At 46.3% G+C, this 12,062-nt stretch carries 14 protein-coding genes and 1 tRNA gene; 6 read left to right on the top strand and 9 right to left on the bottom strand.

What is annotated here, in order from left to right; genetic code table 11:
* The first annotated feature begins 103 nt into the window (after positions 1-103).
* Both M2387_RS10675 and M2387_RS10670 read left to right on the top strand, forming a co-directional pair.
* Complete coding sequence (locus tag M2387_RS10675) at positions 104-361, top strand: DUF1902 domain-containing protein (RefSeq protein ID WP_259049152.1); 258 nt, start codon at positions 104-106, stop codon at positions 359-361.
* Between the two features lie 3 nt (positions 362-364).
* Positions 365-562: a type II toxin-antitoxin system HicA family toxin gene (locus tag M2387_RS10670; protein ID WP_259049151.1), complete on the top strand. Its 198-nt coding sequence runs from the start codon at positions 365-367 to the stop codon at positions 560-562.
* 99 nt (positions 563-661) lie between these two features.
* Here the strand turns inward: M2387_RS10670 and M2387_RS10665 are convergent, their stop codons facing one another.
* The 5 genes from M2387_RS10665 to M2387_RS10645 all read right to left on the bottom strand — a co-directional run bounded on the left by M2387_RS10665 (position 662) and on the right by M2387_RS10645 (position 3,931).
* Positions 662-1,132, bottom strand: a complete 471-nt coding sequence (locus M2387_RS10665; protein WP_259049150.1) for an RES family NAD+ phosphorylase — start codon at positions 1,130-1,132, stop codon at positions 662-664.
* Complete coding sequence (gene parS, locus M2387_RS10660; RefSeq protein WP_259049149.1) at positions 1,129-1,572, bottom strand: type II RES/Xre toxin-antitoxin system antitoxin; 444 nt, start codon at positions 1,570-1,572, stop codon at positions 1,129-1,131. Before parS ends, M2387_RS10665 begins: the two co-directional genes overlap by 4 nt.
* Before the next feature lie 196 nt (positions 1,573-1,768).
* Positions 1,769-1,845, bottom strand: a tRNA-Pro gene (locus tag M2387_RS10655).
* A gap of 75 nt (positions 1,846-1,920) precedes the next feature.
* Positions 1,921-3,684 (bottom strand): LPS biosynthesis-modulating metalloenzyme YejM, encoded by a 1,764-nt coding sequence (yejM, locus tag M2387_RS10650; RefSeq protein ID WP_259049148.1) that lies wholly within the window; start codon positions 3,682-3,684, stop codon positions 1,921-1,923.
* Between the two features lie 19 nt (positions 3,685-3,703).
* Entirely contained in the window at positions 3,704-3,931 is a 228-nt protein-coding gene (locus M2387_RS10645) for a YejL family protein (protein WP_259049147.1), read from the bottom strand.
* 138 nt (positions 3,932-4,069) lie between these two features.
* On the opposite strand from M2387_RS10645, the gene yejK reads away from it, so the two are divergent.
* A complete protein-coding gene (gene yejK / locus M2387_RS10640) occupies positions 4,070-5,077 on the top strand; it encodes a nucleoid-associated protein YejK (protein ID WP_259049146.1) in 1,008 nt (335 codons plus the stop codon).
* Between the two features lie 184 nt (positions 5,078-5,261).
* Here the strand turns inward: yejK and rplY are convergent, their stop codons facing one another.
* Both rplY and M2387_RS10630 read right to left on the bottom strand, forming a co-directional pair.
* Complete coding sequence (gene rplY / locus M2387_RS10635; protein WP_259049145.1) at positions 5,262-5,546, bottom strand: 50S ribosomal protein L25; 285 nt, start codon at positions 5,544-5,546, stop codon at positions 5,262-5,264.
* Between the two features lie 125 nt (positions 5,547-5,671).
* On the bottom strand, positions 5,672-7,432 hold the full coding sequence (locus M2387_RS10630) for a DEAD/DEAH box helicase (protein WP_259049840.1): 1,761 nt from the start codon (positions 7,430-7,432) through the stop codon (positions 5,672-5,674).
* A gap of 305 nt (positions 7,433-7,737) precedes the next feature.
* On the opposite strand from M2387_RS10630, the gene rsuA reads away from it, so the two are divergent.
* Positions 7,738-8,439, top strand: a complete 702-nt coding sequence (gene rsuA, locus M2387_RS10625; protein WP_259049144.1) for a 16S rRNA pseudouridine(516) synthase RsuA — start codon at positions 7,738-7,740, stop codon at positions 8,437-8,439.
* Between the two features lie 16 nt (positions 8,440-8,455).
* Positions 8,456-9,646 carry a Bcr/CflA family multidrug efflux MFS transporter gene (locus M2387_RS10620; RefSeq protein ID WP_259049143.1) on the top strand — a complete coding sequence of 397 codons (1,191 nt, stop codon included), beginning with the start codon at positions 8,456-8,458 and terminating at the stop codon, positions 9,644-9,646.
* Here M2387_RS10620 and M2387_RS10615 read toward each other — a convergent pair.
* Complete coding sequence (locus M2387_RS10615) at positions 9,619-9,882, bottom strand: hypothetical protein (RefSeq protein ID WP_259049142.1); 264 nt, start codon at positions 9,880-9,882, stop codon at positions 9,619-9,621. The two genes, M2387_RS10620 and M2387_RS10615, sit on opposite strands and share 28 nt — an antisense overlap.
* A 58-nt stretch (positions 9,883-9,940) precedes the next feature.
* On the opposite strand from M2387_RS10615, the gene M2387_RS10610 reads away from it, so the two are divergent.
* Complete coding sequence (locus tag M2387_RS10610) at positions 9,941-10,291, top strand: YejG family protein (RefSeq protein WP_259049141.1); 351 nt, start codon at positions 9,941-9,943, stop codon at positions 10,289-10,291.
* Positions 10,292-10,387: 96 nt separating this feature from the next.
* Here the strand turns inward: M2387_RS10610 and M2387_RS10605 are convergent, their stop codons facing one another.
* Positions 10,388-11,971 (bottom strand): cyclic di-GMP phosphodiesterase, encoded by a 1,584-nt coding sequence (locus tag M2387_RS10605; protein ID WP_259049140.1) that lies wholly within the window; start codon positions 11,969-11,971, stop codon positions 10,388-10,390.
* Positions 11,972-12,062 lie beyond the last annotated feature (91 nt).

Here is a 12,062-nt window from a genome sequence, read left to right as displayed (position 1 = left end):
AAAGGTTATTCAGGGAGAGATGCACAGGGATGTGTTTAAAACGACGTATTGACGATTTTTTGAACTGATGTAAAATTATCTGATTGGTAAACAGGAGGCTCTTATGGGAGAAGCATTAGTAGTTATTTTTTCTCGGCCTTTCGAGGTTAACATACACCACGACCACGAAGAAAATGTGTGGGTAGCCGAATGCGATGCTCTCGGATTAGTCACAGAGGCTGGAACATACGAAGAATTAACCGAACGCGTGTGGGAAATTGTCCCCGAGCTGTATGAAATAAATGGTCTTGGCGATAATCCTGATGGTATCAGACTGTCATTTAATCAGGCGCAATCGTACTCTGATAGAATGGTACTCTGAGATATGGGGACGGGACTATACCCTAAACTTACGGAATTGCTGTCAGCTGCTGGTTGTTATTTTGACAGGCAAGGGAAAGGAAGTCATGAGATATGGTTCAGCCCTCTAACAGAAAAGAGTTTCAGTGTTCCATACACCATTGTTTCACTACATACGGCGAATGGAATTTTGAAACAGGCAGGTCTGGCAAAGAATTTTTGAGATAAATCTGCAAAAAATCTCAAAAACAGCAAATTATCAGCTAGCCTTCATATTCTGGTGATGTATATATATTTTTTTGTGAATCAGAGCTCATGCTCTTTATTTACAACCCAGTTTTAACCGACTATCAAATTGAAACGGGATCGTCTCTGCTTTCCTGATTATCTCGTAGAAATCTGCATGTTCAGGGTTTAACAGGTAGTTATATTCCACCGGAGACAGGGCGCTGGGAACGCGTAGTGCTATCGAACCTCGGGTCAAACACCAGGCGTCGCCGTATTCGGCTAACTCTGGCGGCGCTTCTTCATCGGCCCAGTTATCCGGCAGTTCGTCCATATCAACGCTCTGAATCAGCTCATCAGGCACGGTGATACGCAATAGTGTAAAGTATTCCATGATCTGCACGGAATGCAGATGTACCAGGGTCTCCAGCATGGTAAGTGAGGCTGTTTCTGATACATAAACCATTGAGACACCGACACTGTTCCAGCGACCGCCGGCCTCTTTTGCTCCGTATCCGGTCCAGGCTGTAGAAAGGTACTTAGTTTTTATCAGCTGGTAGAGAATCAAGAGTACACTCCAAGATCGAGGCGGGTTATCAATTTCATGACTTCGTAAGCCCCGGTTTCGGATGCCACCAGTTCCGCGGGAACTTTCCAGTTCAGCGCTCTGTTGGGATCATTTAGCCACTTTTGAGCCTCTTCTTTATCACCTTCGAATAACTCTACTGTCCTGTCAATAACGCGGATAATGCGTACCAGGCGTTCACTTTGTTCGGCACTAAACCGTGATTTCAAGCTGCGACTGAAAGTGGTAGACGGGATACCGGACATTTTTCGTAGGTCGTTCTGCGTCATCTTCGCCCAGTCGACGATAAGGTTAACAACCTTTCCATCAAGGCCTTCGTTAATCTGCCCGAGTACCGCGATACCATCTGAAGTATGTAACCCTGCTGCCTGCCATAGGCGGGGTTGTCTGGCCTGAGTGGTCGATAAGCTGAATGTTTTCATCAAAGGATCTCCATTTGGTCATTTAATTATATCCATATGGTTTAATGTGTGCAAATTATCCTCTGTGGCGGGAAATACTAGAGAAAACGGAAGAGTGCGCTGATTAACTTCAGGCAACAAAAAACCCGCAAACTCAGTGAGAATGCGGGTTTTTGTGGGGATTCAGTAGGTAACCAGTACATACCGAATATCAATTTGGTCGGCACGGAGAGATTTGAACTCTCGACCCTCGCCACCCCATGACGATGCGCTACCAGGCTGCGCTACGTGCCGATGTTAAAAGTTATACTACTGCTTTTGCCATTGATTGCAAGCCACAAACGAACTAACTGATTCATAAATAATCAATTAATTAGAGATAAAGCGTTTTTCATCAATCAGGACTTGCAGCAGTAATCCCAGCAACGGTTTGGTCTCTTTCATCTGTTCGCCTTGCAAGTCATACATGCGATAGCTGCCATTATTGTTCAGAACTAAAGTCATATCTGCTGTGGTGACGGCAAGGGTACTGTTATTGGCAGCAATCAGCCAGTCATTCTTGCGTACGGCAGCAAACAAGTCCTCACCTTGCGAATACTCATTGGTCGGCGTACGTGCATGCAGTAAGCGCTGCATCAGCGTTGTCATAATATCCTGATGTTCAGTCAGTTTATTGATTCGCTGGGCCGGTGTACCAGGCCAGTGAATCACTAATGGCACTTGAATATTGGCGCGTGACCACGGGAATCGGTTTTCTGCCTCAGTAAGAGGAATACCGTGTCCGGCAGTAATAATGACTACGGTATTTTGCAGTTTTCCGCTGGCTTCCAGAGTATCCAGAACTCGCTTAATTTGTTCATCTACGCTGGTGGCAGCTTGATGATAGCGTGAGACAAAATGTTGCTTGTCTTTGTTCTGATCAATATTCAGACCATTAAAAGAGATCCACGAGAACCAGTGGTTCTCATTACTGGTGGAGCCAGTTAACCAGTTACTCCACTGTTTCACCGTCAGGCTATCTGACTGAGGTTTCGCTGGTGACAGAGAGAAATCTGACAGTAATGCCTGGCGATAAAGTGGTGAACTAAAGCCATCTGAGGCAAAAAGACCTAACTGATAACCTTTCTGGTTAAGCCCGGTTATCAGTGCAGCAGGAATACGAGCCGCTATCACGCCATCCATATAGGTTGGCGAAATACCATAAAACAGGCCGAATATACCGCCATCGGTATTATTGCCGGAACTCATATGCTGCTGGAAATTGATGTTATTGGCGGCAAATTCACGCAGGGCTGGCATATCTTGCTCTGCACTTTGTGCATTAAGGCCATCCACGGTTATCAGCAGAATATTTTTGGTCGCGGCCTCATCACGGAACTGTAGCGGACTTAATGGATACTGTACTGAAAGTGCCGCCGGGTCGCCTTGCTCTATCAGTCTTTGCTGATACACCTGAGCATCCAGCAGACCATGTTTTTCCAGAAAACGACGTGCTGTCATCGGGTAGGAGAGCGGAAGGTTGGCGCGTTGCATAGTAATAGGACGATAGAAGTTAGCATCGGCCCAGATATACATCAGATGGCTGGCGAAAAAAGAGATAATAAACAAGGCTACCACCGGGCGGGCATACTTACGGCGCCGCCCAAGGCTGCGCAATTTATGCCAGCTCCAGGTCGCAAATAGCATTTCTATCAGCAAGATAACAGGAAGGCTGATGAACATCAGCTGCCAGTCGCGCGCGACCTCACCATGATCGGGGTTAACGACCACATCCCAGACCACAGGATTAAGATGGAGATGGAAGCGGGTAAAGACTTCGCTATCAATCAGCAGTAATGTCATGCCCACCGCAGCAACAACGGCAGAGATAAACCGCAGCAGCCGTTGTGACATTACGACAAATGTCAGAGGAAAGATAATCAACAAATAGGTCGCGAAGACCACGAAGCTGAAGTGACCAACAATGCTCAAATATGAGTAAACGCGCCCGGTAAGCGTAGCGGGCCAGTCAGCCACAAATAAATAGCGGCTGCCGAGCAAAATGGCCAGTAAGATGTTAAACAGGGCAAACCAGTGTCCCCAGCTGATCATCTGGGAAACTTTTTCACGGTAGCGCTGACTGTTGGTCACCATAACTTATTGATATCTTTTCTTAGTGTGCTTTGTCATCGTTTACAGAGGCTTGTAGCGCTTCTGCAAAAGAACGCGCTAAGGTTACGCGTTGTGCTGACGAAACACGGGTATTAATTAAGTGCGTTATCATATTCCCAAGTACCATCAGTGACAGATCGGTAGGGGCTTTGTGCTTTTCCAGCACGGCTGCAAGCTCAGCCAACATGACTTCGATTTCTTCGTCATTATAACGGGATGTTTGTGGCATAAATTTAAAATCATTCGTCTACAAGAAATGGGGGGGTTATCTTACCGTAGCAAGGACTTTTTTACCGCTTTTTTATCTGAGCTTGCTTAGCGGCACCGGCAATGTTTGAATAACGCCGTTATTAGAGGAGAGTTTATCATGAGTCTGGATATCAACCAGATTGCCCTGCATCAACTGATTAAGCGCGACGAACAGACACTTGATGTTGTTCTGCGTGATTCATTGCTGGTCAATAATAGTACTGTCGAAGATATGATGGCTGAGTTACATCGTGTCTACAGTGCAAAAAATAAAGCTTACGGGCTGTTTAATGAAGAGAGTGAATTAGCTCAGGCATTATCCCATCATCGTAAAGGCGATGAGGATTTTCTGGCCTTTAGTCGTGCAGCAACCGGCCGTCTGCGTGATGAATTAGCCAAATACCCCTTTGCTGAAGGTGGCATCGTACTGTTCTGCCACTATCGCTATCTGGCGGTCGAGTACTTGCTGGTCGCGGTGCTGAATAATTTGAGCAGTCAGCGCGTGAATGAAGAGCTTGATATTAGCGCGACCCATTATCTGGATATTAATCATGCTGATATTGTGGCACGTATTGATTTGACAGAATGGGAAACGAATCCGGAGTCCAGTCGTTATTTAACCTTCTTGAAAGGACGGATAGGGCGTAAGGTCGCTGATTTCTTTATGGATTTTCTTGGCGCCAGCGAAGGGCTGAATGCCAAAGCGCAAAATAAAGGCTTACTGCAAGCGGTGGATGATTTCACCCATGAGGCACAACTCGATAAAAATACCCGCCAGAGTGCCCGCCAGCAGGTCTATGACTACTGTAAAGAGCAGTTAGATGCCGGGGAAGAAATAGAACTGGCTTCGCTGTCTGAAAGTTTGCCCTGGGCAGTAGATGATAAAAGTTTTCAGGCGTTTACAGCAGAGAAAGGCTATGAGCTGGAAGAAAGTTTCCCGGCAGATCGCAGTACCTTACGTCAGTTGACCAAGTTTGCGGGTAGTGGCGGTGGTTTGACCATCAATTTTGATGCCATGCTGATGGATGAGCGCATTTTTTGGGATCCGGTAACGGATACCTTGACCATTAAAGGTACTCCGCCTAACTTGCGCGATCAGCTTTCGCGTCGCCTGTCAGGTAAGTAGCTAAAAAAGCGGGGGGAAACTTCCGCTTAAATGAGAATGGAAAGCAGGAAAGCAGAAACAGCAACGGGCACAATATCAGATTTAAAGATAAACAATAAATCAAATAATTGTGCCCGTCTAACTCACCAGTAACGGACTCTGAAAGAATTCAGTGCCCATTACGGGTTATCAACCGAACGCGAAATTAAGCGCGAACGAAGTCGATGTGAGCCAGTTTTGGCTTGAACGGGTGACGCTGAACAGCCTGAACTTTAACTTTAACTTCTTTACCGTCGATAGACAGGGTCAGAACTTCGTCGTAAAAACCAGGTTTAGCTTGTTGGTTCATTACTGCGTCGTGATCCAGTTCGATGGAGATTGCAGCTTCATTTCCGCCATAAACGATAGCAGGGAATTTGTTAGCTACACGCAGGCGGCGGCTCGCACCCTTGCCCTGCTCTTTACGTACTTCAGCATTAATAGTAAACATTGAATGTTTCTCTTTAAATAAGCCTGTTACAGGCGACCCAGCAACAGGTAAGTTTTCTGCCTTGCGGATGCAAAAGCGGGCGAGATTATAGCCGTATATGACTCATCGGGCAATGAAAACTACGGTTAACCCCGTAATTCATTCGCCCGGCGGTAGCGCCCCTGGTAATCGAACACCTTTTCGCGGACATTCCAGAACTGGCCATTTTTTCTTGCTACGACAAAATCCGGGTGACGGAACAATACCTGCTGCGCCACCAGATCCGCGGCCGTAACAAATTTCAGCGGAATACCCGGTGCGTGCAGATGCGGGCGAACAAAGAGAAATTCAAAGGCCGTCTTCTGAGCCGGGGTTTGTAGCCGGAATCGCTCACTGACATCCGCGCCTTCTTCATCATAGTAGGTCACACGTAACCATTCCCCCTTGGCATCATGCCCCTGCTGCAAGGTCATACCGCTACAGCGTAGCACCAGAGCATCTTTCAGCCTCAACGCTGCTTTCAGCATATCATCCGGATCGACCAGCACATGGTCACATTGATGGCAGCGTCTTGCGGCAATGTCATTTTCGGCATTACAGTTAGGGCAGTTTTTAAATCTAAAGCGGTAGTCGCACTGTTCACGTAAACCGTCATCATCCTCGAACCACCCCTGACAGCGTCGGCCGAAGTGCTCAATAATGGTGCCATCACTGGTTTGTTTCCCCCAGAACAGATTGGCGAAACCGCAGGAAGGGCAGAATACCTGCACCGGCTGATTATCACTTTTTTGCTTACCGCCTCCGACCTCTGGCACAAACAGGTCGTGGGGATTACCTGCATAGTCGAGGATCAGACAATCTTTTTTCCCGGGAGCCAGACGTAAACCACGACCAACAATTTGTTGATACAGGCTGACTGACTCAGTAGGACGAAGAATCGCTATCAGGTCAACATGTGGGGCATCAAAGCCCGTGGTCAGAACGGAAACGTTAACCAGAAAACGATACTCTTGCTGTTTAAAACGGGTAATCAGCGAGTCTCGCTCAGGTCCTGGAGTATCTGCTGTAATCAGTGCCGCCTGGCCTGCAGGAAGTAGGGCGGTGATTTCTTTAGCATGTTCCACGGTGGCCGCAAAAATCATGACCCCTTGCCGTTGTTCGGCAAAACTGACGATTTGGCTGATAATATGGGGAGTAATGCGTTTTTGTTGCGCGAGTTCACGATTCAGAGCGGCTTCGCTAAACAACCCGTCACCTTGAGCCTGTAATCGACTAAAATCATATTGCACCACCGGCATATCGAGCCGTTCAGGCGGCGTCAGATAGCCGTTTTTGATCATATAGCGAAGCGGCAATTCGTAGATACAGTCACGAAATAAGGACTGGTCATCCCCACGAACCATACCATGGTAGTGGTAATGATAAATCCAGCCTTTCCCCAGACGATAAGGGGTCGCGGTAAGACCAAGGAGCCGGATTTCAGGGTTACTGGCGCGTAGATGAGACAGAATCTGCTGATACTGACTGTCTTCTTTATCACCCACGCGGTGGCATTCATCGACAATAAGCAGTGAAAATTTTCCGTTAAAATGCTCAAGATTGCGAGCAACGGACTGCACGCTACCGAAAACCACTTTACCCTGTGACTCTTTTCGGTGAAGACCGGCCGCAAAAATATCGGCTTCCAGCCCTAAGGCCAGATATTTAGCGTGATTTTGTGCAACCAGTTCTTTTACATGGGCAAGGACCAGTACGCGTCCTCTTGCCAGGCGCGCCAGTTCAGCAATCACCAGACTTTTTCCTGCACCTGTCGGCAGGACAATCACGGCGGGTTCAAGGTGTTTGCGAAAATAACTTAGCGTCGCATCCACAGCTTCTTGTTGGTAAGGACGTAGGGTAAAAGACATCATGACTCGGAGAATAACAAATATCAGCCATGATTATGGCATGAATCATGCTTTTAACTTGAGAGAGTTTTTGATGTCGCTATACCCGTCATACTTCAAGTTACAGATGCGTTGGCTGCATTCTCTCACCTGAATCACTTACTCGTGTAAGTTCATCGGGATTCATTCTCTTGCCGCCTTCCTGTAACTCGAATTATTTTGTGTATATACTGGCGAACTCATTACCAGACAAACTCATTTTTATCTGACAGAGGTCTCTTCTGTCGGATGCCAGTCAGTATTTTGAAAAAACAGGCAATAGCTTAATGCGACTCGATAAATTTATTTCTCAACAGCTTGACACTAGTCGAGCTATCTCTGGCCGTATAATTCGTGAGAACCGTGTAACGGTTGATGGCGAGATAGTACGTGATGCCTCTTTTAAATTGAAGCCAGAACACCTGGTCACTTTTGATGATAATCCGCTGATTCAGCATAATGGCCCGCGTTACTTTATGCTGAATAAACCACAAGGGTATGTCTGTTCCACAGAAGATCCGGATCATCCAACCGTGCTCTATTTTCTCGATGTACCTTCTGCCCATAAATTGCATGCGGCGGGACGTCTGGATATTGATACTACCGGGCTGGTGCTAATGACTGACGACGGTCAGTGGTCTCATCGTGTAACGTCACCGCGTTATGAATGCGAAAAAACCTACTATGTCACGTTGAGCGAACCTGTTGCTGATGATACAGCAGAAAAATTTGCTGCAGGGGTTCAGCTGCACAATGAAAAAGAGTTAACAAAACCAGCACTGCTTGAAGTGGTAACTCCGAATGAAGTGCGTGTGACGCTTAGCGAAGGGCGTTATCACCAGGTTAAACGCATGTTTGCCGCGGTAGGCAATCATGTTGTAGGACTACACCGGGAACGTATTGGCGGAATTAAGCTTGACCCGGAACTGGCTGAGGGTGAATACCGTCAGTTGACCGAGCAAGAAATTGCCAGTGTTGGTGCACCCTAATATTTTGGAGTCACTCTTGAGTCGTAAACAAAACTCTTCTGTAGGTATTGTCATTATTCTAGGCCTGCTGGCTATGCTGATGCCATTATCTATTGATATGTATTTGCCTGCATTGCCGATGATAGCGAAGCAATTTGATGTTTCTGCCGGCAGTGTGCAGATGACATTAAGCACGTACATTTTAGGGTTTGCGGTTGGGCAATTATTTTATGGCCCGATGGCAGATAGTCTCGGGCGCAAGCCTGTCGTACTTGGCGGGACGCTCGTTTTTGCCCTGGCTGCAATGGCTTGTGCACTGGCGCAAAGTATCGACCAGCTGATTTTCATGCGATTTTTACATGGTCTTGCAGCGGCAGCATCAAGTGTGGTTATCAATGCACTGATGCGTGATATTTATCCGAAAGAAGAATTCTCCCGCATGATGTCTTTTGTCATGCTGATAACCACCATTGCCCCATTGCTGGCACCTATTGTTGGCGGTGCGGTGATGGTGTGGTTTAGCTGGCACTCTATTTTCTGGATTCTGGCGGCTGCTGCATTGCTGGCTTCGGCAATGATCTTCTTCTTTATTCATGAAACTTTAGCGCCGGAGTTCCGACAGCCCTTCCGTTTACGTACCACACTGGGCAACTTCGCCACTCTGTTTCGTCATAAACGTGTACTCAGCTATATGCTCGCCAGTGGTTTTAGCTTTGCGGGTATGTTTGCGTTCCTGAGCGCAGGGCCTTTTGTTTACATTGAACTCAACCACGTATCACCTCAGGACTTCGGTTACTACTTTGCGCTGAATATCGTGTTTCTTTTTGTTATGACAATGATTAATAGCCGATTTGTTCGTCGTATTGGCGCAATTAATATGTTCAAAATGGGACTCTATATCCAGTTTATTATGTCGATATGGCTGGTGGTGAGCTATCAGTTCGATTTCGGATTCTGGGCTCTGGTGCTGGGAATTGCGGTATTTGTTGGCTGTGTATCGATGATTTCATCTAATGCTATGGCGGTTATTCTCGATGAGTTCCCTCATATTGCAGGCACAGCATCTTCGCTTGCCGGAACATTTCGTTTTGGTATTGGTGCTTTGACAGGTACGTTGTTAGCGATTGCCAGTTTCAATAGTGCCTGGCCAATGATTGGCGCAATTGCTCTGTGTTCGACTTGTTCATTACTATTTTATCGCTACGCCAGCCGTAAGGCGCATCGATAGATAAGATTAATAATATGAGGCATTCCTGCCAGGAATGCCTGTATTTCCTGCTGTAGCCATACCTCACCCTCTGATTTCCTTGCGTGAATACGCTCATTTTGAGAGCTTGAAACGACCCCGGCCAGAATACCTGTGACAAAAAATGCGTAGTGATACACAAAAATGAACCAATCACTTTGAATTTTTTTAAATATTATTAATTGTTTTTTACTTACCTGGCCATAATCTGGCAACATTGTGTTAACCTGTACGCAAACTACAAGTGAACTATTACTGATTGGGTCTCGCAGGGAAATGAGCTTAAATATATTACAACTGTCCATTGTTCACCGTTTACCGCAAAGTTATCGCTGGAGAACGGGGTTTACTGGTTCCCGCGTTGAACCCATTGCGAGCAATGACAACAGTTATGAAAATCAGCTGATCGGGCTGAAACTACTTGGCTATGATGGCGAGAAAATTGCCATTATTATGGAGAAACTGAGTCAGGCACTCAGTGATATTGATGTCGCCAGTTCAGTGGTCGAGTGTGAGGGGGAGCTTTGCTTATTTGTCAGTCAGCATGATGAACTGGCTGCTACTTGCCGTCTTAAAAACTGCGGTGTCGCTATCGCTGAGCTTATGACCACTCATCCTCTCTATTAACAGTGCTCTGGTATTAATCAATAGCACTTCCATCAAATTATCCTCAACGCTTACCTGATTAACCTGACTTTTCAACGACAGGCTTATCTCCGCTGATTAATAATTATTCAGAAGGTCACTGTAGTGACGAGGTGCCTGATACCACTGAACAAACTGTTCAAGAGGGAGAGGGTGGCAGAAATAATACCCCTGAAGATAATTTACCCCATGATCGATTAACCACCTGGCCTGCTCAGATGTTTCCACACCTTCCGCAACCGTTTGTATATCAAGGCGATGAGCTATCGTCAGTATTGCATCAAGTACCGGGGCTGTCGCGGTTGCGATGCAGATTGAATTAATAAACCCTTTGTCGATCTTCAAAAAATCTATGTTAAAACGCTCAAGGTAGATCAAGGCGCTATTACCTGTTCCAAAATCATCGACAGAGATGTAGAAGCCTTGCTTTTGTAGCCAGGTAAAGATCTCGGTTGCTTCTTTTCCCTGGAGCATGCCGCGCTCCGTTATCTCAAAGACGATTTTAAAATGCGCCAAGGGTAACGCTGCCGCCAGCGTCAGAATATCTTCTTTAAAGGTTGTGGAATAAAGATGGCTGGGAGACAGATTGAGCGCCAGTTTGGTTCCGACAGGTAATATTTTTTGCAGACTATGAATATCTTGCGCGACCAGGCTGAACAGATGGCGGGTTAGTGGAACAATCAGCTGTTGCGCTTCGGCTGCATTGATAAAGACATCCGGAGGAATAAGGCCTGCTGTCGGGTGCTTCCAGCGCATGAGCACTTCAATCCCGTCTACATTTAATGTGGCTGAATTCATCGCGGGTTGATAGGCAAGATAGAACTGATTTTGCTTAATACCGACCAGAATTTTATGCTCCAGTCGTCTGTGTACCGCTAAAACATAAGCTCCGAACGCCCCTACCAGGATCCCGAACATGACGCTAGCAAGAGCGGATAACTGGAGATCTTCGATTGGCAGTGCGGAGCCAAAAATATAGAGTGAAACAGGATAACCTGGAATAGGGGCTATCCGAACCGGATCTGCAGGAAGCTGATCGGTGTTTACAATATGATTATTACTTGATGTCAGAGCTTTATCCCCAACGACCAGTGCAACAGAAGTGATATTTTGTTGATTCGCACTAAACAGTAAATAGGGGGTAAGATTAATGTTGATGGTGGCATAGATACCGGTATTTTCCACTCCAGGAGAGTGAAACCAGGCCGCGATTATTGAGCTGCCTTTCATTTTTGGCGAGCCGTCCATGATAGCGAGATCGATAGCTTTGCTGTCATTAAGGCCGGGAGCCAGTTTTTTTAACGGTATTGACATCTCGCCAGTCGCAGAAGAGCAAATAGCGATGCCGTCCTGAACCAGAATAAAAGTACGGATATTCATATTGAATGCGGCGCTTGAGGTTAATTCCCAGTTGCCATTGGCACAGCTAGAGTGAAATAAAGGCTGGAGCTCATGAGTTGTGGTTTGCAGATGCCCAAAAAACGTCTGCAGATACTTGCTCATACTTTGTGCAAGATAATCATAAGCAGAATCACGCTTGTTATACTGGATAAAGCTAAAAATTCCACCGAAAAAGAGTGCGGCAATTAGCCCAATAACGATACCCAGACTGATAATCTGTTTAGTGGATAGATAATTGTCAGCGAATAGTTTTCCAGTCATGAAAGCATCAATCCCACACACGTAAGCGAGCACTGTCAGACAATACTCTGACTTTAACGCATAAAATCATTGTTGTTCTAATTTATTCCTG

It is taken from the genome of Klebsiella sp. BIGb0407 (assembly GCF_024807845.1).
GTDB lineage: Bacteria > Pseudomonadota > Gammaproteobacteria > Enterobacterales > Enterobacteriaceae > JGM124.
The sequence above is the reverse complement of the archived record's forward strand: the minus strand, read 5'-3'. Positions and strand labels throughout refer to the sequence as shown.